The organism is uncultured Thiodictyon sp., assembly GCF_903946935.1.
Classification (GTDB): Bacteria; Pseudomonadota; Gammaproteobacteria; order Chromatiales; family Chromatiaceae; genus Thiodictyon.
The window spans coordinates 1-19,617 of the sequence record NZ_CAJAXH010000006.1; the positions used below are offsets into that span (position 1 = coordinate 1).

Annotated in this window: 17 protein-coding genes; 13 read left to right on the top strand and 4 right to left on the bottom strand. The window is 63.1% G+C overall.

Annotated features, from left to right (window positions below; genetic code table 11):
* Positions 1–509: 509 nt before the first annotated feature.
* Complete coding sequence (locus QZX93_RS00225) at positions 510–1,436, bottom strand: LysR substrate-binding domain-containing protein (protein ID WP_295384215.1); 927 nt, start codon at positions 1,434–1,436, stop codon at positions 510–512.
* 44 nt (positions 1,437–1,480) lie between these two features.
* Between QZX93_RS00225 and tal the strand changes: the two genes are divergently transcribed.
* Positions 1,481–2,452 carry a transaldolase gene (tal, locus tag QZX93_RS00230; protein ID WP_295384217.1) on the top strand — a complete coding sequence of 324 codons (972 nt, stop codon included), beginning with the start codon at positions 1,481–1,483 and terminating at the stop codon, positions 2,450–2,452.
* Between the two features lie 121 nt (positions 2,453–2,573).
* Here tal and QZX93_RS00235 read toward each other — a convergent pair whose 3' ends face one another.
* On the bottom strand, positions 2,574–3,701 hold the full coding sequence (locus tag QZX93_RS00235; RefSeq protein WP_295384219.1) for a Fic family protein: 1,128 nt from the start codon (positions 3,699–3,701) through the stop codon (positions 2,574–2,576).
* A 525-nt stretch (positions 3,702–4,226) separates the two neighbouring features.
* Here QZX93_RS00235 and QZX93_RS00240 point away from each other — a divergent pair.
* The 9 genes from QZX93_RS00240 to QZX93_RS00280 all read left to right on the top strand — a co-directional run bounded on the left by QZX93_RS00240 (position 4,227) and on the right by QZX93_RS00280 (position 13,668).
* Positions 4,227–4,391, top strand: coding sequence for an ATP cone domain-containing protein (locus QZX93_RS00240; RefSeq protein WP_295384221.1), 165 nt, complete (start codon positions 4,227–4,229; stop codon positions 4,389–4,391).
* A 127-nt stretch (positions 4,392–4,518) separates the two neighbouring features.
* Entirely contained in the window at positions 4,519–4,707 is a 189-nt protein-coding gene (locus tag QZX93_RS00245) for an ATP cone domain-containing protein (protein ID WP_295384223.1), read from the top strand.
* Between the two features lie 549 nt (positions 4,708–5,256).
* Positions 5,257–8,223, top strand: coding sequence for a ribonucleoside triphosphate reductase (locus tag QZX93_RS00250; RefSeq protein ID WP_295384226.1), 2,967 nt, complete (start codon positions 5,257–5,259; stop codon positions 8,221–8,223).
* Positions 8,224–8,265: 42 nt separating this feature from the next.
* Positions 8,266–8,460, top strand: coding sequence for an anaerobic ribonucleoside-triphosphate reductase (nrdD, locus tag QZX93_RS00255; RefSeq protein ID WP_295384228.1), 195 nt, complete (start codon positions 8,266–8,268; stop codon positions 8,458–8,460).
* Positions 8,461–8,646: 186 nt separating this feature from the next.
* Positions 8,647–9,312 (top strand): anaerobic ribonucleoside-triphosphate reductase activating protein, encoded by a 666-nt coding sequence (locus QZX93_RS00260; protein WP_295384254.1) that lies wholly within the window; start codon positions 8,647–8,649, stop codon positions 9,310–9,312.
* Positions 9,313–9,388: 76 nt separating this feature from the next.
* Positions 9,389–10,639 carry a paraquat-inducible protein A gene (locus QZX93_RS00265; protein WP_295384231.1) on the top strand — a complete coding sequence of 417 codons (1,251 nt, stop codon included), beginning with the start codon at positions 9,389–9,391 and terminating at the stop codon, positions 10,637–10,639.
* A 10-nt stretch (positions 10,640–10,649) separates the two neighbouring features.
* Positions 10,650–12,383, top strand: a complete 1,734-nt coding sequence (locus QZX93_RS00270) for an MlaD family protein (RefSeq protein WP_295384233.1) — start codon at positions 10,650–10,652, stop codon at positions 12,381–12,383.
* Complete coding sequence (locus QZX93_RS00275; protein WP_295384236.1) at positions 12,380–13,030, top strand: membrane integrity-associated transporter subunit PqiC; 651 nt, start codon at positions 12,380–12,382, stop codon at positions 13,028–13,030. The genes QZX93_RS00270 and QZX93_RS00275 overlap by 4 nt, the downstream gene beginning before the upstream one ends.
* Before the next feature lie 185 nt (positions 13,031–13,215).
* A complete protein-coding gene (locus QZX93_RS00280) occupies positions 13,216–13,668 on the top strand; it encodes a hypothetical protein (RefSeq protein ID WP_295384238.1) in 453 nt (150 codons plus the stop codon).
* A gap of 13 nt (positions 13,669–13,681) precedes the next feature.
* Here the strand turns inward: QZX93_RS00280 and QZX93_RS00285 are convergent, their stop codons facing one another.
* Positions 13,682–14,977, bottom strand: coding sequence for a DUF3422 family protein (locus tag QZX93_RS00285; RefSeq protein WP_295384240.1), 1,296 nt, complete (start codon positions 14,975–14,977; stop codon positions 13,682–13,684).
* Between the two features lie 691 nt (positions 14,978–15,668).
* On the bottom strand, positions 15,669–16,931 hold the full coding sequence (locus QZX93_RS00290) for an ISL3 family transposase (protein WP_295384242.1): 1,263 nt from the start codon (positions 16,929–16,931) through the stop codon (positions 15,669–15,671).
* Between the two features lie 344 nt (positions 16,932–17,275).
* Here QZX93_RS00290 and QZX93_RS00295 point away from each other — a divergent pair, with 344 nt between their 5' ends.
* The 3 genes from QZX93_RS00295 to QZX93_RS00305 are packed head-to-tail and all read left to right on the top strand — an operon-like array spanning position 17,276 to position 19,573.
* Complete coding sequence (locus QZX93_RS00295) at positions 17,276–17,590, top strand: hypothetical protein (RefSeq protein ID WP_295394277.1); 315 nt, start codon at positions 17,276–17,278, stop codon at positions 17,588–17,590.
* Positions 17,591–17,641: 51 nt separating this feature from the next.
* Positions 17,642–18,598 carry a hypothetical protein gene (locus QZX93_RS00300; protein ID WP_295384246.1) on the top strand — a complete coding sequence of 319 codons (957 nt, stop codon included), beginning with the start codon at positions 17,642–17,644 and terminating at the stop codon, positions 18,596–18,598.
* A 27-nt stretch (positions 18,599–18,625) separates the two neighbouring features.
* Entirely contained in the window at positions 18,626–19,573 is a 948-nt protein-coding gene (locus QZX93_RS00305; protein ID WP_295384248.1) for a MoxR family ATPase, read from the top strand.
* Positions 19,574–19,617 lie beyond the last annotated feature (44 nt).

The window sequence follows — 19,617 nt, forward strand, 5'->3', positions numbered from 1 at the left end:
GACGACCTTTGCCAGAAAATCAAAAACTTCATCGACTATTTCAACAAGACAATGGCCAAACCATTCCGCTGGACCTACCAAGGCAAGCCGTTGGCAGCCTAGCTTGACATGGTCCGAGCACTTTCATCCTGCGGTACTAGACTCTTTTATTAAATAGCAGAGGGAGCAGAGCGCGAAGGGTGAGGCTGACATAGCCAGGATTCAGGCGCAGATCAAGATGCTGAAGGTCCTTATCAAAGCGACCGATGCAGCCAAATAGATTGGCGCGTCCCTGAATGATCCCTGCGTGACTGACTCCGAGGGCGGTCTTGGGGACCTTGATCATCGTTGCGGCCAGCCGGATTTCTGGTGGATGCGCTGCGCTTATCCACCCTACAGCTACGTCGTAGGGTGGATAAGGCGCGCCGCACGGTGTCGGGGACCGGGTACCTGGGTCGCGCGCGCCGCATCCACCAAATCGATTGCATGATGCCGCCCGGAATGACTGCGCCGAGGCCGCCCCCTTGCCCTCAACTCGCAGCAATCCGCCGCACCGTATTCGGCAAATGATCCCGCACCACCTGCGCAAAGGCGTCCAGCGCGGCGCGGCGGGGGAAGCTGCGGCGATAGACGAGCGAGATGCGCCGGAAGGCCTGCGGCAGCAGGGTCAACGGGCGGGCGATGATGCCGCTGTCGGTCATCCAGCCGCCGCGGATGGTCAGGGCCGGGACCAGGGTGCAGCCGAAGCCGGCGCCGACCAACTGGAGCAGGGTCTCCAGGCTGGCGGCGCGCAGGTCTGCCATCTCGCCGCGGGTGGGGCGTTCATCCAGGTGGCAGATCTGCATCACCTGAGCGGCCAGGCAGTGGCCGTCGGCGAGCAGCAACAGATCGATGGATTCCAGGTCGGACGCCTCGATCTCATCCTTCTCGTAGAGCGGGTGGTTGCTCGGGTGGGCGAGCCAAAAGGGCTCGTCGAACAGCGGCTGGGCCTCCAGGTCCGCATCCTCGGGCGTGGTCGCGAGCAGGGCGGCGTCGATTTCGTGACGGTGCAGTCGCCCGACCAGCGATTCGGTGATCTCCTCCGACAGCACCAGACGCAGCTTGGGGTAGGCGCGCTTGAGCGGCACCAACACCAGCGGCATCAGGTAGGGGCTCAGGGTGGGGATGGCGCCGATCCGCAGGGGGCCGGCCAGCGGGTCCTGATGGGCGCGGGCAATCTGGTCGATGGCGTCGGCCTGCTCGACCGCCAGGCGGGCGTGGGCCAGGATGCTCTGACCGACCGCGGTGATCTCCACCGAGCGGTTGGTGCGCTCGAAGATGACCACGCCCAGCTCATCCTCGAGCTTCTTGATCTGTCCGCTCAGGGTGGGTTGACTGACGAAGCAGCGATCGGCCGCCCGCCCGAAATGGCGGGTCTCGGCGACGGCGAGGATGTATTTTAGGTCGCGTAGATTCATATGGGCATGATAGCGAGTTTTTGCCAACCAGAGGGAGTCGATCCATGAACAGTCTCGAACAGTTGAAGGCCATGACCACCGTCGTCGCGGACACCGGCGACTTCGGGTCGATCGCCGAGTACCGGCCGCAGGACGCGACCACCAACCCGTCGCTGCTGCTGAAGGCAGCGCAGTTGCCCCAGTACCGCGGGCTGGTGGAGGATGCCGTGCGGTTCGGCCGGGAGCGGGGCGGCGGTGACCCCCAGGCGCAGACCCAATGGACCATGGACCGGCTGGCGGTGGACTTTGGCGCCGAGATCCTCAAGATCGTCCCCGGGCGCGTCTCCACCGAGATCGACTCCCGCCTGTCCTTCGACACCGCGGCGACCATCCGCCGTGCCGAGTGTCTGGTCGGGCTCTACGAAGAGGCCGGGATCGACGCCAGCGCCCGGGTCCTGTTCAAGATCGCCTCCACCTGGGAGGGGATTCGCGCGGCCGAGCAATTGGAGCGGCGCGGCCTGCACTGTAACCTCACCCTGCTGTTCAGCTTCGCCCAGGCGGTGGCCTGTGCCGAGGCCGGCGCGACCCTGATCTCGCCCTTCGTCGGGCGCATCCTGGACTGGTACAAGAAGGACCGGCAGGTGGACGGCTATCCCGCGCAGGACGATCCCGGGGTGTTGTCCGTCACCCGCATATTCAACTATTTCAAGCGCCACGGGTATCAAACGGTGGTCATGGGGGCGAGCTTCCGCAATATCGATGAGATCCTGGCGCTGGCGGGCTGCGACTATCTGACCATCGCCCCGGCGCTGCTCGCGGAGTTGGCCGCGCGCGACGCGCCGCTCGTCCGTCAGCTCGATGCCGCCAAGGCCCTGACCCTGGATATCCCCAAGGTCAGCTACGACGAGTGTGCCTTCCGTTGGGCGCTGAACGAGGAGCCCATGGCCACTGAGAAACTGGCCGAGGGTATCCGGATGTTTGCGGCGGATACCAGGAAGCTGGAGCAGTTCACACGCGATTTCGGTCGCGACGCCTGAGTTCACTGCGACCTCTCCGTAGCCCGGATGGAGCGCAGCGGAATCCGGGGCGAGTTCGCGGATGGTCGAAAGGGTCGGCGGGCGGCAGCGGGGACCTGGATTTCGCTGCGCTGCATCCAGGCTACGACTGGAACAGCCCCAGATACTGCGCGAAGGCATAGGTCTTGCCGCGCTTGCCGCCGGTGGTCTCCTTGAGTATGCCCAGCCGCTCCAGGTCGGCGATCAGCTTGTAGGTTGCGGCCGGCGAGAGTTGCGCTGCCTCGCCTAGTCGGGCGGCGTGCGCCAGCGGTTGGGCGTATAGGTAGTCAATGACCTTGCGGGCCTTGGCGGCACGCCTGCCCAGGGTCTCGATGCGGGTGTCCGTCTCCCGCTGGAGCCTCAGGATGGCGTCGAAGGTGGCCACTCCGCCACGGGCGGTTTCGATCATCCCGACCAGGAAAAATTTAAGCCACTGCATCAGGTTGTTCTGCTCGCGCACCTGCATCAGGTTGTCGTAATAGAGCCCGCGGTTGCGCTCGAAGAAGTCTGAAAGGTAGAGTACCGGTCGTTTGAGAACCCCCTTGCTTACCAGGTAGAGGGTGACGAGTAGGCGGCCCACGCGTCCGTTGCCATCAAGGAAGGGGTGGATGGTTTCGAACTGGTAATGCACTAGGGCGATTTTGACCAGATCTGGTATCCGGTAGGACTCGTTGTGTATGAATTCCTCAATGTCGGCGATCAGGTCGGGAACTTCCGTGTGCAGTGGCGGTACGAAGACCGCATCGTCGATGGTGGCTCCGCCGATCCAGTTCTGGCTGCGCCGAAACTCCCCGGGCTGCTTGTGCCGGCCGCGCACCCCTTGCAGCAGGGTGCGGTGGGTGTCGCGGATCAGGCGTGAGGATAGGGGCAATTCGGGCAGGCGTTCCACCGCTTCGTTCATGGCGGCGACGTAGTTCTGGACCTCCTCCCAGTCGTCACGCCGGTCCAGGGCCACCTCTTCGCGCTCCTGCAGGGCTTCCTCAATGTTCGTGCGGGTGCCCTCGATTCGGCTCGACTGGGTTGCTTCCTTGAGGACGTGCATCCGGATGTAGAGATCCACGTTGGGGACATAGTCCGAGAACATGTCCAGGCGGCCCAGTTCCCGTTCGGCCTCGCCGAGCAACTGGATCAGCCCCATGTCGTCGATCTGCCAGGGGTGGTCCAGCGGGGTGGGCGAGAAGCTGCGGTAGGTCCCCTGGTCCACGAGTCTCCCCGCCTGAAACTGTTTCATGCCTGCCGCTCCACGCTGGAAACTAAAATAGGGTTGGGCGTTATTTTAGCTTTTGCAGGAAAGCTAAAACAAGGCGAGTCGTTGTTCTTGAGCGAGGCGGCTGGCAAGTATCCCGCGATAACCGATACTGGGGTCGTCTGCAGCATCGTGGGGACCGATTTTTGCCGAAAATGCGTGCGAGGGTCCCGCTGGGCACTCGGTTTCAAGCGCCAGCAGACAGTGCACACTTGGGCAGTTGGCTTGGCGTGCACGTCCCTCCATGCACCCGATTTCAAGCGCCTGCAGACAAATCACGAAAGGTCTTCATCGTTAGTCTCAGTGGGGTGATCGTTTGTTCGGTTGACAAGCACCCCACACAGTCCAAATTGCGACTCTGCCTTGTCCCTCCGTACACCCGATTTCAAGCGCCTGCAGACCCCCGAGGGTGAGTGTCCCAGTTGTCTTGCCCTGAGCACCTACCCCCTATATACTGTGATCTGAAGAGTCCGCAGCACAATATCTAGTATTTCAGAGGGAGACCCTGCCATGGCAAGCGCGCCCAACAATATCGCCAGCCTGCCCACCCGCGTCCTCAAGCGGGACGGCGTGGAGGTCGCCTTCGATGACGCCAGGATCGAGTCCGCCATCCTGCGTGCCGGTCAGGCGAGCGGCGAGTATGGGGATATGGATGCGCGGCTGCTGACGGCCTAGCAGCCTGTCGGACTTGATAGCGTAACCGATTGATAAGAAAGGAAACACGCTTTTTGATGCACAAGGGAAAACTCTTTTACTTCAATCGGTTGTATCACTAAGCCCGACAGCCTGCTAGGTCGTCAAGGTGCTGGCCCACCGCTTCGGCCACACCCGGGCGCCGGACATCGAGGCGATCCAAGACGTGATGGAGCAGACGCTGATTGCGGCCAACCACTTTGAGACCGCCCGCTCCTACATCGTCTACCGCGAGCAACACACCCGGTTGCGTGACCACACCCGCACTTGGAGGAACTCCGCAAGTGACCCTCAATGACCTTCAAAAGCTCTGCTCAGGAGGAGTAGTGCGCCACATCCCCTCAGATCGCCGCGGCACAGTGCAGTCAGTACGCCACACCCGCCAAGGCACCCAAGCCGTCCTGCTCGTGCAGGGTTCCGCGGTGCGGCTTTCAGCCGTGAATGTCGCAGATTGGGAAGTGTACTCGGTGGGGGCTCATGTGGATAAACCGACCCACCCCCCACGGAGCCTCACATGAAAGCCCTATACTCCAGCTTTAAGAGCCTCCGCTATGTTGAAGGCCTCCTGTCCCGCTGGGCCCCCGACTTCCAGCGTATGCAGACAGCATGGGGTGTCACTTTGTCGGGCATAACCAGGCCCCACTGGCGACCCGATTTCAAGCGCATGCAGACTCTGAGTGGGGCGTTCCGGACCCCCCATTAAGTCCCTTCGAGCGCCCGCTTCCAGCCGCGTTCGGACCCTCGGGGTGAGCGTCCCGGTTGTCTTGCCCTGAGCACCCACCCCCTATATACTGTGATCCGAAGATTCCGTAGCACAACATCTAGTATTTCAGAGGGAAACCCTGCCATGGCGAGCGCATCCAACACTATCGTCAGTCTGCCCCTGCGTGTCTTGAAGCGGGACGGGCTGGAGGTCGCCTTCGATGCCGCCAAGATCGAGTTCGCCATCCTGCGCGCCGGCCAGGCGAGCGGCGAGTATGGGGACATGGAGGCGCGGCTGCTGACGGCCCAGGTGGTCAAGGTCCTGGCCCACCGCTTCGGCGGCGGGCGGCTGCCCGACATCGAGGCGATCCAGGACGTGGTGGAGCAGACGCTGATCGCGGCCAACCACTTCGAGACCGCGCGCTCCTACATCGTCTACCGCGAGCAGCACACCCGGCTGCGCGACCACAGCCGCACCTTGGTGGACGTGGCCGCCTCCATCGACGAGTACCTGGATCGTTCGGACTGGCGCGTCGCCGCCAACGCCAACCAGGGCTACTCGCTCGGCGGGCTGATCCTCAACACCTCCGGCAAGATGATCGCCAACTACTGGCTGTCGCACGTCTACCCGCCCGAGATCGGGGAGGTCCACCGCGACGGCGCCGTCCACATCCACGATCTGGACATGCTCTGCGGCTACTGCGCCGGCTGGTCGCTGCGTACCCTGCTGCACGAGGGGCTGAACGGCGTGCCCGGGCGGGTCGAGGCGGGGCCGCCGCGACACATGTCGAGCGCGGTGGGGCAGATTGTGAACTTTCTGGGAACCCTGCAGAACGAATGGGCAGGTGCCCAGGCCTTCTCCAGCTTCGATACCTATATGGCCCCCTTCGTGCGCAAGGACGGGCTCGACTATCGGCAGGTGCGCCAGTACATCCAGGAACTGATCTATAACCTGAATGTGCCCTCGCGCTGGGGGACTCAGTGTGTCGACGCGGAAACCGAGTGCCTGACCGAGCACGGCTGGAAGCGCTATGACCAGCTCCAGTCGGGTGAGCGGATCGCGACCTTCGATTGGCGCAATAATCGCTTGGAATATCTCGAGCCGCTGGCCGTGAAGGCCTACGACTTCGACGGCGATATGTATGTGTTGCGCAACCGCACCCAGGAGCAATGGATTACCCCGGGGCACAAGGTCTTGCGCAAGGTCTTCAACAGCGACAACCGCTGGGTCCTGGAGGACATCGAAGAGGTCGCCGCCCTCAAGTCCCCGGTCATCATCCCCAACGCCTGGGAGACCGACTCGCGGCTTGAGATCGACGACCGGGTGGTGATGCTGCTGGCCTGGGTGGTCGCCGACGGCAACTTCGATTTCAGCGCCGGGCGTCGCCGGATCAGCCTGTTCCAATCGACCGGCCATCCGGAGAACGCCGCGGAGATTGCCTGGCTGCTCGAGGAATTGGGGCTGAGTTATCACCTGTTGGAGAAGACGGGGACCTACGCGAATTATCCAGTCTACCGTTATCGGCTGAATAAGGAAGGCAGCGACTTCGTGCTGAGCCACCTGGAGCGCAAGTGCGTTCCGGCGGTCATCCGCACCCTCTCGCTTCGCCAGATTCAGCTATTCCTCGACACCTATATCAAGGGCGATGGGAGCGTCGAGCCGAATGGCCGCACACGCATCTACACCAATGATCGAGACAACCTGGACGCACTCCAGGAACTGTGTGCGCTGGCCGGTTACGGGAGCAGCGTCTATACGCGCCAGGACTCGGGCGTCCATGTACTGAACCTGATCCGCAATCGCGAGACCTATATCCAGCTCATTGAGCGTCGGCCCTATAAGGGCAAGGTCTGGTGCCCGACCACCCGTAACGGCACCTTCGTGGCGCGCCGCCACGGCAAGACCTTCATCACCGGCAATACACCTTTTACTAATCTCACCTTCGACTGGGTGTGCCCCGAGGACCTGCGCGAGCAGATACCGGTGATCGCCGGCGAGGAGCAGCCCTATACCTATGGCGACCTCCAGGCCGAGATGGACCTGATCAACCGCGCCTATATCGAGGTGATGACCGAGGGCGATGCCAAGGGCCGGATCTTCACCTTCCCGATCCCGACCTACAACATCACCCCGGACTTCCCCTGGGAGAGTGAGAACGCGGATCGGCTGTTTGCCATGACCGCCAAATACGGCCTGCCGTATTTCCAGAATTTCATCAACTCCGAGCTGACGCCGAATATGGTCCGCTCCATGTGCTGCCGCCTGCAGCTCGACCTGCGGGAACTGCTCAAGCGCGGCAATGGCCTCTTTGGCTCGGCCGAGCAGACCGGCTCGGTCGGGGTGGTCACCATCAATTGCGCCCGCCTGGGTTATGAATACCCGGGCGACGAGCCGGCCCTGATGGCGCGCCTGGACCGCTTGCTCGAACTGTCACGTAATAGCTTGGAAATCAAACGCAAGGTGGTGCAGCGTCACCTGGATGCGGGGCTCTTCCCCTATACCAAGCGCTATCTCGGGACCCTGCGCAATCACTTCTCCACCATCGGCGTGAACGGCATCAATGAGATGATCCGCAACTTCACCCGCGATCAGGACGACATCACGTCCGAGGCGGGGCAGGCGCTGGCGATCCGGCTGCTGGATCGGGTGCGCGCACGGATGGTGGAGTTCCAGGAGTCCACCGGGCATATGTATAACCTGGAGGCGACCCCGGCCGAGGGGACCACCTATCGCTTCGCCCGTGAGGACCAGAAGCGCTACCCGGACATCCTTCAGGCCGGGACCGCGGACGCGCCCTATTACACCAACAGCACCCAGTTGCCGGTGGGCTTCACGGACGATCCCTTCCAGGCGCTGGCGATGCAGGAACCGCTGCAATCCCGTTATACCGGCGGGACCGTGCTGCACCTGTATATGAGCGAGCAGGTCTCCAGTGTGGAGGCGTGCAAGCGGCTGGTGCGCCGCGCACTGACCAACTTCCGCCTACCCTATATCACCGTCACGCCCGTGTTCTCCATCTGTCCCAAGCACGGGTATCTGGCCGGCGAACACGAGTTCTGCCCGATGTGCGATGAGGAACTGATCGCGCGCAAACGGGTAGCCAAGGCCTAATCGTCAATGAACACCACTATTCGTCAAGAAGAGAGAGCGACCATGAATGAGCAGAACGCCGTGACCCTGAACCCGCAAGAGCGCACCAGGTGCGAGGTCTGGACCCGGGTCATGGGCTACCACCGCCCGGTCGCCGCCTTCAACGTCGGCAAGCGCGCCGAGCATGGCGAGCGCTGCTACTTCACCGAAAACCCGCGCGGCACGCCCCTGCGCGTCCTGCACCAGGCCGCCGCCTGAGCAAGACCCTCTCGTGACACCGCTCCAGCGGTGTCACGCAGGCGTTGGGCGCTGTGCGCCCCGAGGGTGATCTGGATGCAGGTCTACCCTGTTGTGTTTCTTGGCGAGCTTGGCGCCTTGGCGTGAGCGATGGCCGGATTTTGGGTTTAAGGAGTCGCCATGGGAATTGCGCAGTCGCCGGATCTAATGACCGCGGTGCCGGCGGCGGCGCCAGGCGCCCCGCCCGAGTTGCGTGTCGGTGGTCTCACCCCCCTGACCACCGTCGACTACCCTGGCGAACTCGCCGCGGTGGTCTTCTGCCAGGGCTGTCCCTGGCGTTGCCGCTACTGCCACAACGGCCACCTGCTGCCCCCGCGTTCGCCGGACCTGATCCCTTGGGCGGAGGTGCGTACCTTCCTGCAAAGTCGCCGCGGGCTACTCGACGCGGTGGTCTTCAGCGGCGGCGAGCCGACCTTGCAGCCCACCCTGGCGGCGGCCATGAATGAGGTTCGCGCCCTGGGTTTCAAGATCGGGCTCCACACCTCGGGCGCCTTCCCGGCGCGGCTCAAGGCCCTGTTGCCCCTGCTCGACTGGGTCGGGCTCGACATCAAGGCCCTGCCGGCCGACTACCCGGCGGTTACCGGCGTCCCCGGCTCGGGCGAGCGCGCCTGGGCGAGTCTGGCCCTGCTGTTGGATGCCGGGGTGGCGTTCCAGGTGCGTACCACCCCGATGCCCGGCCGGGACGGCCCCGCGGAGCTGGCGGTACTTCGCGAGCGCCTCGCGGCCCTGGGCGTGCGCGATCATCGTGTGCAGCGCTGCCGCACCGAGCATACGCTCGATCCGAGCCTTGCCGAGCCGAACCCGGGCGGGTGACGTCTGCGTTCCCCCGTGGACAGATGAGCGTGTATCGCTTAACGTGGATAGGTGTCCTGTCTGCCCTGACTGACCGATGTCTGATCCTCTCACCCAATGCCCGGATTGCGGTCTGCTCCAGCGCAACCCGGAACTGCCGCCGGGGGGTGCGAGCGCCTGTGTGCGGTGCGCCCGGGTGCTGCATCGTCATCGCCCGGACAGTCTGAATCGCACGCTCGCCCTGACCGTGGCGGCACTGACGCTGTTTGTGATTGCCAACACCTGGCCCTTCCTGTCGTTCGCGATGCAGGAACAAGAGACGCAGACGACGCTCGTCAGCGGCATCCTCAACCTGTATGAGCAGGGCAAGTGGGAGATTGCGGTGGTGGTGGCCTTCACCAGCGTGCTGGCCCCCGGTTTACAACTGGCCCTGCTGCTGGTGGTGCTGATACCGCTCAGTCGCGGTCGGATGCCGTCCTGGCTGCCGACGCTGTTTCGGCATGTCCGCACCTTGGCCCCCTGGGGCATGACTGACGTCTTTATGTTGGGCGTCCTAGTCTCGGTGGTTAAGTTATCAGAGATGGCGACCATCGTCCCCGGCGTCTCCCTGTTCGCGTTCGCCGCCCTGATTCTCGTCCTGGCCGCGGCCCAGGCGGCCTTGGACCCGGACCTGGTGTGGTCGCGGGTGCCGTTGCCGCCGGGCGTGGCGGCGCAGCCACGCCGCCCCGGCGATGACGTGCTCGGCTGCACGGTCTGCGATTTGGTGGTTGCGCGACGTGCGGCGCCGCGGGTCGGCCGCCGCTGGCGCTGCCCGCGCTGTACCGCGGTCCTGCATGCGCGCAAGCCCGCGAGTCTCCAGCGGACCTGGGCGCTCCTCGCGGCCGCGGTGATCTTTTACCTGCCGGCTAATCTACTTCCCATCATGACCGTCACCTCGCTCGGGAGCAGTCGATCGGATACCATCCTGAGCGGGGCGGTGTATCTCCTGACCCACGGCATGTGGCCGCTCGCGGCGATCGTCTTCGTCGCCAGCATCGTCGTGCCCTTGCTCAAGATCCTGATCCTCTGCTTCCTTTTGATCTCGGTGGGGGTGCGCTCGGCATGGCGGCCGCGGGAACGCACCCGGCTCTATCGGCTGATCGAGACGATCGGCCGCTGGTCCATGGTCGACGTCTTCGTCGTCACTATCCTGGTCGCACTGGTGCGATTGGGCAATCTGGCGAGCGTCGAGGCGGAGTCGGGGGCCATCTTCTTTTGCGCGGTCGTGGTCCTCACCATGCTCGCCGCCATGTCATTCGACCCCCGGCTGATCTGGGATGTTCTGGATCAGGACCCGGTGTCGCACTAAGGGGAGGATCATGTCAGAGACCGCGCTTGGGGTATCCCCCGACCCGACCCCCGACCCGACCCCGGATCGCTCCCCCCCGGTGCCCGGCCGGTCCGAGGACTGGTCGGGCGACGCGTTGCCGCAGGCCGTGGGGCTGCGGCCGGTGCGGCTCTCGATCGTCTGGCTGATCCCCCTGGTGGCCCTGGCCAGCGGCGGCTGGCTCGCCTATAAGACCTTCGCCGACGAGGGGCCGACCATCCAGATTGAGTTTAACTCCGCGGCCGGGCTCCAGCCCAGCAAGACCAAGGTCAAATTCAAGGACGTGGCCCTGGGGGAGGTGACGGCCATCGATGTCAGTCCGGATCTCAAGTCGGTCCTGGTGACGGCCCAACTCAAGTACGGCTCCGCCCCCTACCTGACGAAGCACACCCGTTTCTGGGTGGAACGTGCGCGGGTCACCGCCAGCCGGGTGTCCGGGCTCGACACGCTGTTGTCGGGACCCTATATCGCCATCGATCCGGTGATCGAGGGTGAGAGCGAACGCCGCTTCCGCGGACTGGATGAACCGCCGCTCTTCACTACCTCGGAGCCGGGCAAGCGTTTCGTGCTGCGGGCGCCGGCCCTGGGGTCGCTGAACCTCGGTTCCCCGGTCTACTACCGGCAGATCGAGGTGGGGCAGGTGGTGGGTTATGAACTGGCCGCGGACGGCCAGGCGGTGAGTATCGAGCTGTTCATTTCCGCTCCCCATGATCGACTCGTCCAAACCAATACGCGCTTCTGGAATGCCAGCGGGGTGGATGTGGCGATCTCCACCGCCGGGGTGCGGGTGGACGCCCAGTCGCTCCTGTCGGTCCTGATCGGCGGCGTCTCCTTCGACACACCGGAGACTATCGACGAGGAGGGCAAGCCGGCCCGCTCCCAGGAGGTCTTTCCGCTCTACCCGAGCCGCACTGAGGCCCATGCCAAGACCTATGCCTACAAGGAGCAGTATTTGTTGTATTTTAAGGGGTCAGTGAATGGGCTGACGGTGGGTGCGCAGGTCATGCTGCGGGGGATCGCCATCGGGCGGGTCCTAGACGTGCAATTGACCTTCAACGTCGAGGACCTCGAGTTCCAAATCCCGGTCTTGGTCGAGGTCGAGCCGGGGCGCATCGGGGTGCGTGGCGCCCCGGCTCAGGGTGGCCGGATCAAGGTGATCGAGCGGCTGGTCGCCAATGGGTTGCGTGGCCAGCTCAAGTCCAGCAACCTGCTGACCGGCGAGCTCTATGTGGACCTGGACTTCTATCCCAAAGCGGCGCCGGAGCCGCTGGGGCGGCACGGGGACTATCTGGTGCTGCCGACCGTGCCGACCTCGATGGAGGCTCTGACGACCAGGGCGAACAGCATCCTCGATAAGCTCGACGGCCTGCCCATCGAGCAGATCGGCCGCGATGTGGCCGCGGCGGCGGCGAGCGCCAAGACGATCGTCGGCTCCCCGGAACTCAAGGGTGCGATCGCCGAGACCGCGGCGGCGCTGGCCGCGTTGCGCCAGACCGCGGAGCGCCTCAACGGCGAGATCGCTCCCGAGCTCGCCGCGGCGCTGCGGGCGACGACGGCCACGATGAAGGATGCCAGTGACGTGGTCGCAGAAAACTCGCCCATCTATATCGAGTCGCAGAAGATGTTCCAGGAATTGACTGCCGCGGCGCGCTCACTGCGGCTCTTGGCGGACTATCTGGAGCGCCATCCGGAGGCGCTGCTCAAGGGCAAGGCGGGCGGGCGATGAACGCCAGGGTCAGGGTGTCAGGGCTGGCCTGCACGCTGGCGGCTACCCTGGTCGGGGGCCTGTCGCTCCTCGGTTGTGCCGCTTCACCGCCGGCGACCTTCTACACGCTCAGGCCCTTGCCGGCAGCGGATGGGCGCGGGGCGACGAGCGGTGGGGCCATCGGCATTGGGCTCGGCCCCGTGACCTTTCCCACGGCGCTGGATCGGCCACAGATCGTCTCCCGGGATGGGGCCAATGGCCTGGTCGTGGATGAGTTCAACCGCTGGGGCGGCACCTTGCAGGACGATTTTCTGCGGGTCTGGAGCGAGAATCTGGGCTATCTGCTCGGCACCAGCCGGATCGTCATCTTCCCGAGCGAGGTCCGTTATCCGCTCGATTTCAGGGTTTCAGCGGACGTGTTGACCTTCGAGGGCACGCCGACGGGGGCGGCCGTACTGAAGGTGCGCTGGGCGGTATTGGACCCCCGGCTGGAGCAGGCGCTGGCGGTCCGCGAGACCAGCTACCGTCAGGCGTTGCGCCAAGGCGCCGACCGGGGGGCGCTCATTGCCGCCATGAGCGCGGCCCTGGGTGCCTTCAGCGAGGACGTGGCCGCCGTGGTGCGCGGTCTGCCCAAACCCGCGCCGCCGACGCCGTCCCCCCTGTATTGAGCCCGGGACCGGTTCGACTGGGCGAAGATCCGGCCGTCGCGATTTTTTGCTTGTAAAGCGCGCGCCGGGGCGTTACGTTTTTCACCACCGCACCCGTCTCTTCCGCGGGACGGCCGGAGCGGGGCACGAACGGGAACCATTTTTTTCGGCAGTCCTTCAGCGCCCCTCGGCGGGGTGGAGTACACATGATCAATTTCACGAGATGCCACCAACAAATCCATAACATCACGGAGATGTCCAACGTCTTCCTCTACCTCATCCAGCGGCGTGAACTCTGTGATTCGGACTGCGCGCGGCGGCTCTTCTTTGAATATTTGGCCGCGGTTCGCAACCACATGGAAGAAGTGGATACAAGCTTCTGCGGGCGTCTCATTCAGAGCCAGGATCGCAATCTGACCAACGTCGCCGACCGCTTTCTCTCCGGCTCCATGGAGATCAAGCGGATCTTCGCCCGCTACCGCAAGGACTGGTGCGACGAGCGCAAGCGCGAGTTGAAGATCGCTGACCATGCGGCCTTCGTGCGCGACACCAATCAGATGTTCGAGCTGGTGCTCGATCGTATCCAACGTGAAACCGAGAGCCTCTATCCGTTGATGCGCGAGTTGGATGAGCGGGGCGGGCGGGCGAACGCGGCCTGACTGCGGGGCAGCGTCAATCGGCGCCGGTCAGGTGCTTTTTGACCCGCCGCAGTCCCAGCCAGGCGACGCCGACGACCAGCGGCACCGCGATGCCCATGCCGAGCGTGGCGTCGATGTGCAGCCCGCCATGTTCCAGACCTTTGAGTAGGTAACCGATGAGCCCCACCCCGTAATAGCCGATTGCGATGACCGACAGTCCCTCGACCGTTTCCTGGAGGCGCAATTGCAGATGCGCGCGGCGATCCATCGACTCCAGTAGCTGGCCATTCTGCTCTTGCAGCGAGACCTCCACCCGCGCTCGCAAGAGGCTGGTGAGCCTGGCCGCGCGTTCGGCCAAGTCGGTCAGGCGTCGTTGGGTCGACTCGCAGGTGGCGATCGCGGGTGCCAGGCGGGCGTCGAGAAACTCGGTCAAGGTCTGCAAGCCCTCGATGCGTTGTTGACGCAGTTGCTCGAGCCGCTTGCGGACCATCCCGTAGTAGGCACGCGAGGCGTCGAAACGATAGGTCGTACGGGCCGAGATCGCCTCGATCTCGGCGGCGAGATTGGTCAGCTCGGCCAACAGTTCGCTCTCGAAGGCGACGTCTGCCGACTTCCCCTGGGTGGACATCCGCGATGCGAGCATCGCCAGCCGATGATCGGCGTCAGTCAGCGAGGGTGCCACCTGCCTTGCCAGCGGAAACCCGATCAAGGCGAGCCCCCGGTAGGTGTTGATATCCAGTATCCGTTTGGCGAGTCGCCCAGCCTGGTTCTCGGACAGGCTACAGTCGCGTATCAGGATGCGCACGAAGCCGTCGGAATGGATCCTGAAGTCCGACCAGACGCGCGCCAACCCGCCGACTGCCTCGGAGCCGATGACTGGATTGCCGTCGAATAGATCGGTCAGTTCGTCGTTGTCGCGCTCCGGCGTCGCACAGGAATCCACCGCGAGCGACACCGCGGAGATCACCTCGTCGGGCAGGTCGCGCAGCCACTCCTGCGGGAGCTCGTCGAGCACGGGTGAGGCGAACGGATGCGTGAAGGCACCGCGTTTACTGAAGGTGTAGGTGACGAACTCGGTGTGACGCTCCCAGCGCAGGCGCATCGGCCCCAGGTTCACCGCGTAGTGCTGGTCGACCGTCTCCGGGATGGGCTGGTCATAGTGCTCCAGCAGGCGCTTGAGGTGTTCGATATTGCGGTCCGTCCCCTGCTCGCCGCACACCACCGCGAGATGAGACAGCCGCTCGGGGGCACGCAGCGGCTCGAAGGTGCGGGCGTGAAGTTCAGCCGTCAGGGCGCGGCGTAGCGGATGCTCTTGGAAGACAAAGGGCATGATTGGGATGATCCGTGTTGGGATGTGCCAGTGTAACCGACTGGGTTGGTGACTGTCGCCATCTTCGCCATGGGCGCACTTGGCCGGGGCGCCCCTTGGGTTGGGAGAGTGCCCGCTCACGAACAAAAGCGGCTTGCTCCACGCAGTGGTACTTGAGAACGCGTTTTAGGCCGTGATGCCTGCGCAGACAACGAAGCATTTCTGCAATCTGAGCCCAAGAACGCGCTTGCGGGGAGCGATCTGGGCTACTAAAATTGGCAGAAAAACACGTATCAAGCGGCTGGATTTGCCATCCATTTCCAGGTCGGCGAGCTCGGACAAAGGTTGTTCACCATTAGGACTCGGAGCGCCGGATATGTTCTTGGCGAATGCTGATGATGTGTCCTCGCGGGGCACTGCTAAGTCCTCACAGACTATTGGGGTGTGTCGTCGTTGGCCAACATGTGGGCAACATCGGGTGTCACGCTAATCGTTAAGGGGGCGTCGTGCATTGGTTTTTAAGTTACAGCCGGCGTGACGGGGAGCGTAGCCTCGCGGCCCTTGAACGTGCGCTACGTGATCGTGATGTACTCATCCCATCGAAGCGTCTTGACGACGGTCAGCATACGATCTTCAAGGATGCCGCAATTTCAGCCGGTAGTTTTTGGGCTCTATTACGTTTGGTGTGGGCAAAGGGTCTGACGCTTTTGATTCACCCTGCGAGCGTGGCACGGGCGTTGTGTTTGAAGGGGGATGTCGGCAGGTGACTAAGCTTGCCGACGATGAGGTAGGCGATGGTGATCAGGTGCTTGGTGGTGCCATAGCCACGGGCCTTCGCCTTGGCTGCCTGGATGAGCGAGTTGGCTCCTTCGACCCGGCCGTTGGTGAGTTTGGAATCGAAGGCGTTGAGGATGCCGTCCCAGTGGTTCTTGAGGGTCGTGGCGACCTGCTTGATGGGTTCGAGGCGGCAGCGGCGTGCCCAGCTGTACCACTGCTCCAGCAGTGGTTCGGCCTCGGCGCGGTTGGCGGCACGGTGGAAAATCTCGCGTAGGGCTTCTTTGATCCGAAACGCCCGGTGAGTCTTGAGGTTCAGGCGCTTGAGGTCGGCGTAGTGGGCGATCTGGCGCGCGCTCCAGTCCTGCTTGTCTTTGAGCCACAGGTAGCGGCTCCGTTTGAGGCTGGGGGTGGATTTCGCCTCTTGGCGGCGGACCTCGTCGACCGCCTTGTTGACCAGTTGGATGACATGGAACTCGTCGAAGGTGACGGCCGCCCAGGGCAGGTGCTCGGCGACGCCGGCGCGATAGCTGGTGGACATGTCGATGCAGACCGCGCGGACGTTCTCGGCACAGCCGCCGTGGGCTTCGAGGTCGTCGGCAAACTGGGCCACGACCTCGGCCTTGCGCCCTTCGCAGGCGAACAGCAAGCGCCCCGCCTCCAGATCGTGAAAGAGGCTGATGTAGTCGTGCCCGCGTCGCGCGGCGGTCTCGTCCAGACCGACCGCGGAGACGCTTGCGAAGTCTTCTTGAACGCGCGCCTGCTCGACGTAGTGGTCCAGGGTGCGCCACACGCGCATGTCGCTAACCGCCAGCAGCTGCGCCACCTGACGGACTGGCATCGCCTGGCACAGGGTGACGAGCAGGGCTTCCATCAGCAGGGTAAAACCGCTGTCAGGGCGCGCCCACGGTACCGCCACCTGCGTCGTCTTGGCGCAGGCGCGGCAGCGCACCCGCGGCACCTTGCCGCGCAGGTATGCCTGGTACTGGAAAAAGTTCAAGTGACGCCACTCCCGCTCCAGGGTGTCGTGTACCGGTTGGTGTTCCGCCCCGCAATGCGGGCAGGTAAAACGCGTTCCCGGCCTGAAGGCAACCTGCAAATCGATGCGCCCCGCACCGGGATCGAAGGCAACATTGACCACCTCCCAGGGCGCTTGCAGGCCCAGGGCGACGGTGAACAAGGACGACGACGGATGATTCATGGCAGTACCCTCACGCGGGCTGCCTGTGGATTTGTGGACGAGTCCTTCGGACCGGCCCGAGCCCTGCGGGACGTGTGGACAACCGATGGACCGCGCCGCGGCCACCGCGCAGTCGGTGAGCACCGTGCTGGCGCGGCCCACCGGTTGCCCACACTCTCGGGCCTCTCGCCCACAACTCCACAGCCACAGCAACAGGTTTTTCAATGGTGCCCTAGATGGGTGTCGGTGGGGCGGGGGAAAACCCCGCTACCCACAGAAAACGTAACAGAGGCAGTTTTTGGCGACTCGATTTGTTGATGGAGTTGGACCGGTGCGATAGCGGTATCCTGTTTCTCACCTCTGACATGAATGCCAGTGACTCGGCACCCGCCAATCACGCGCTGCTCATTGATCGCGCTTGGCTGTTTTATGAAGCGTCCCTGCTTTATCATCGCAAGACATCCGGGAAACTTCGCCAGATTGTGCCGATTTTCGTCGGCACGGACCGCCACACCCACGCGTTGGCAAAGTGGGCCATCCTGCGCCTGGATGAATTACAATGTCGATCATTGGACCCGTCCCGTGATGACCATTGCTTGAATGCCGATGCCGGAATTATTGCCGATGAGATCAAGACCCTCTCTATGGCTTCGGCGCCGGCACATGATGTTTCCCGCTAAGCACATGCCGAAGAATACAACGACCCAGTCGCCGATTTTGTCGATCATGTCTTGTGCCATACCCGCCCGTTTACCCGGCGCGATGCACTGATCAGCTTATTGATTCCGAGCAATCGGAGGGAGTCCGCTCAGGAGCGGTTTGATCAGTATATTCGGGAACAAGGGGATGCGCGCGCCGATCGTGCATTGGCCCATGCCTTGCTGTCCGGCCCGCACCCGCGAGAGCCCTTGGATACTGAATATTTCAAGCCCTATTATGAAAACGCCGCGCGGGTGGTGGGTGATTTTAGGGGGGCGTGTGAGAACAATCGGGGGGCTGGCGGACCTGAGCAATCGGACATTGAGCGCTATTTCCAGCGGTTGTGGGTTTCTGTAGAGTCGGCCGTACGCTTTTGCGATAGCTGGTCCGACAAGAATGCCTGCGCACGGACCTTTGCCTTCGTTTACAATCTGGAAATCAGTGCTGCAAAGCAAATAGATTGGACGCAGGTCTTTTATGAGTTTTTTCTTGTGGCCGCGGATCTCGCTCCAGCGGCGGACCGCAATGACGGCCGACCCGACAGTCGGTTAGTTCACGATCTACTGAGAGATTTCGACGACTTGCACCGCAGCGCCGCCCTCGCACACGTTGTTGACACCAGCTGCGAACTCTATCGAAACATCTCTGCGCTATGCGATACCGTTTCCAAAATGGCAAAATCGGCATACTGCGACAATCGTTTGCCCCTTATCATCGATCCGACGGCTCGACTCTTGGAAGGGCACTCCTCGAATAAGCTCTCCGGCCTTCTGCATGTGGCATCCGCCCGACCCGCGGTGTTGCGACAGTTTGTTAAATGGCAAGGGCCTCCACCCTGCATTTTGATGGCCGTTAATCGGCAGCAACCCCAGGTCCTCGATAAGCTCAGGGCGTTTCAACACGATGTCATCGAGATTTCGCTCGACCTGTATGCAGGCAAGCGACTTAACGAGTGTTTGAACGCAGATGCGGATACGACACGACATTGATTTAACCATTTACGCTGAGGACGACTTATGTCTGAATCGCTTGCGACTGCACCGTCCTATAAGAAGATTTTCGATCCAGCGCCGACCACTGAAGTGGCGGGTATCAGGCGCCCCCTGATCTATTGCTGGAAGCACGATGTGGTGCTGACCTTGAACGTCGCCCTGGCAACGCGGCGCGCCCTGTTGTTGAAGGGCGAGCCTGGGATCGGAAAGTCCACGATCGCGGAGGCCGCGGCAACCGCCTTGAACTGGCGTTTCTATCGCCATGTCGTCACGTCCCGGACGGAGGCGCAGGACCTGACTTGGCGGTTTGACTATGTACGCCGCTTGGCCGACGCTCAAAGTTCCCAGCGTACGGGACGCGACGGGACAGACCTGGACCATTCCGAATATCTTATTCCCGGTCCATTCTGGTGGGCGTTCAATCCCACCGCAGCCAGTCGCAAGGGGCAGGTAACCGATAACGCCCCAGAGATCCCCGATCCGTTTGCCGCGAACGCCCAGCGTCATCCACAGGGGGCGGTGGTCTTGATCGATGAAATCGACAAGGCCGATCCTGCGGTTGCCAACGATCTTCTGGAAACCCTTGGTGCCGGTCGGTTTCGGGTGGATGGGATTCACAAACCCTTCGATGTCGAGTGGTCTCCCGTGGCGGGCGGCGGGCAATCTGAGCGGGCTATCGACGGTGGCCTGTTGGTGGTGTTTACTTCAAACGACGAGCGTGATTTGCCTGAAGCGTTCATGCGTCGTTGCGTCGTTAAGGAGATGCGATGGGCCCAGTCCAGTGATATGGAGCGTGCCGAGTTTGACCAGTTTCTTGGCGAGGTCGCGCGGGAGAATTGGTTGCGAATGACCGACGCGGAGCCGGTCGATCCAAACCGGAATGTGTCAATGAAAATGAGACACCGGGGTGTCGAATTTAGTGTTGCTCGGGAGGCTCTTGGATCTCGGTTAAGCCTGCGGCCGGCGGGTTGATCCAAACCTCTGCGGGAGGCAGCTTGGGTGTCGGCGGTGTGCCC